3 protein-coding genes are annotated in these 2,253 nt (G+C 44.6%); 1 reads left to right on the forward strand and 2 read right to left on the reverse strand.

Features of this window, described 5'->3' with window-relative positions; translation table 11 throughout:
• Positions 1-143 precede the first annotated feature (143 nt).
• Positions 144-1,058 (reverse strand): ribonuclease Z, encoded by a 915-nt coding sequence (gene rnz, locus J7J55_06005; protein MCD6142253.1) that lies wholly within the window; start codon positions 1,056-1,058, stop codon positions 144-146.
• A gap of 78 nt (positions 1,059-1,136) precedes the next feature.
• Here rnz and J7J55_06010 point away from each other — a divergent pair, with 78 nt between their 5' ends.
• Positions 1,137-2,108, forward strand: a complete 972-nt coding sequence (locus J7J55_06010) for a phosphoribosylformylglycinamidine cyclo-ligase (GenBank protein ID MCD6142254.1) — start codon at positions 1,137-1,139, stop codon at positions 2,106-2,108.
• 22 nt (positions 2,109-2,130) lie between these two features.
• Here the strand turns inward: J7J55_06010 and J7J55_06015 are convergent.
• On the reverse strand, positions 2,131-2,253 hold a 123-nt coding region (locus J7J55_06015), incomplete at its 5' end, for a type II toxin-antitoxin system RelE/ParE family toxin (GenBank protein ID MCD6142255.1).

A 2,253-nucleotide genomic window follows, 5' to 3' on the forward strand; every position in this document is an offset into this window, starting at 1 on the left:
CCTTATCCTTACTATTATCTTTATTATCTTTCATTTTAATCACTTATCTAAAAAGATAATGTAATATCCATATTTAAATATTATTATCAAAAAATTGTTGCTATTATCTAAAACCATGGGCATGAGTTGGTTTTTATGTATTTTCACTTCTTCAGCTTAACTTCAACCTCCATGAAGTCGTGGGCAACATACGATTCTGCAAAAACTTCCCTTGCCTCTTTCTCAAGAGGCTTTGCATCTCTGTAGCGAGGGCTTATATGCGTTAAATAAAGCTTTCCCACTCCTGCTTTCAATGCAATTTCAGCTGCCTGACGTGCGGTCGAATGGCCATACTCATTCGCTTTTTCTTCCAGGCTTGAGTCGGTTGTGGCATCATGGATAAGCACATCGCTACCTTTTGCAAATTCAATGAAGGCATCGTATGGCGCTGTGTCGCCCGAAATTGTTATTTTCCTGCCCGGGCGGGGCTTTCCCAAAACCATGTCTGGGGTTATTGTTTTTCCGTTCACTTCCACCTCCTTTCCTTTCTGAAGCTTCCCGAAGAGAGGCCCTTCAGGCACACCCAGCTCGAGTGCTTTTTTCTTGTTGAATCTTCCGGGGCGTTTGTCTTCCTCCAGAGAGTAGGAAAGAGCAGGCACATTGTGAAATGCATAGGTACACTTCACTTTATATCCGTCAAATTGGATCTCATCACCTCCCTCCATTTCATGGCCAATTATATCATAGGAAGGGGTGAAATATCCGAGGTGGAGGAGCTGATAAAGAAGTTTTTTCATTCCTCTTGGACCGTAAACATGCAACTCTTCCTTCCTGTCATTAAGCTGAAGTGTTTGAAACAGACCTGGCAGCCCCAGAAAATGGTCACCATGGAAATGAGTTATGAAAATTTTTGTTATCTGCATGTAGCTCAACGCCGATTTCTGAATTTGCCGTTGAGTGCCCTCGCCGCAATCGAAAAGCAGCACCTCCCCTCCGCGCTTGATTGCAGTGGCAGAAACATTTCTGTCGGAAGAGGGCCAGGAGCCGCCTGTTCCCAGGAAATAAATGTAAAGCTGCATAGATTGTGATACAGTAGGGGGTAAAAAATTTTGGGTATCGATGCCAAAAGCATAAAAGAGCAGAGCATATGCATTATTATGAAAGGGATGAGTTATGCAGATGCAGGCGTGAACATAGATGTTGAGGAGAAGGCTGTCTCTAACATACTCTCGGCAGTGGGTTACAAAAGCGATAAGGTGGAATTGAACGGGCATAAACTGGTGCTATGCACAGACGGAGTCGGCTCGAAAGTGATGGTGGCAAATGAGATGCGCAGGTGGGACACCGTTGGCATTGACTGCATGGCTATGAACGTTAACGATGCGCTGTGCATGGGAGCCAGACCTCTCGCATTCGTTGACTATCTTGCTATCGAAAAAACAGACCCGGCTATGGCAGAGGAAATAGGAAAAGGGCTGAAGAAAGGGGCCGACATTGCAGGTATTCCTATAATAGGCGGAGAGACTGCCACGCTGCCTGAAATAATAAAGGGTTTTGACCTTGCGGGAACATGCGTCGGGGTTGTCGAGCATGAGTTGCCCAAAAAAATTGTGCCCGGAGATATCATAATAGGGCTGAGGAGCAGCGGGTTGCACTCAAATGGCTACACCCTTGCAAGGAAAGTATTCGCCGAGAACGGCTATTCGTATCATGACACCATTCCCGAACTTGATGGGAGAATAGGTGATATTTTGCTCGTACCGACTCAGATTTATGTGAAGGAAATTCTGGAATTGATGAAGCATATAGATGTTAAGGGAATTGCGCACATAACAGGCAGCGGTTTGAGAAAGATGAAGCGTATGTCACATGATGTATGCTTTTCGCTGGACGAGCCGCTTGAACCCCAGAAAATATTCAGGGTCATGCAGGAACTCGGAAACATAACCGATGAGGAGATGTATCAGACGTTCAACATGGGAATGGGCATGGCAATAGTTGTGGGCGAGAAGGATACGGATGATGCGCTTTCCATTCTTAAAAAGCACTCCGAAGTCGATGTAAAAGTCGTAGGCTCGGTTAAGGAAGGAGAGGGTGTTGAGGTCCCGTCATTAGGGTTGAAATATTGAATCGGATGGCATTTCATACTGCTTAATACACTTTTTCCCTTTTGTCAATCTTGATAATTATAATTCTTTTGCCTGGCTTATCCACTTCGTACAGCACCCTGTAATTCCCAATCCTTATTCTGTAGATGTTATTTTCTCCTTTTAT

This window comes from Candidatus Bipolaricaulota bacterium, from assembly GCA_021159055.1.
Classification (GTDB): domain Bacteria; phylum Bipolaricaulota; class Bipolaricaulia; order UBA7950; family UBA9294; genus S016-54.

Excerpts from the sequence above, each read along its gene's own strand:
- rnz (MCD6142253.1), bottom strand. The coding sequence starts at position 1,058 with ATGCAGCTTTACATTTATTTCCTGGGAACAGGCGGCTCCTGGCCCTCT.
- J7J55_06010 (MCD6142254.1), top strand. The coding sequence starts at position 1,137 with ATGAAAGGGATGAGTTATGCAGATGCAGGCGTGAACATAGATGTTGAG.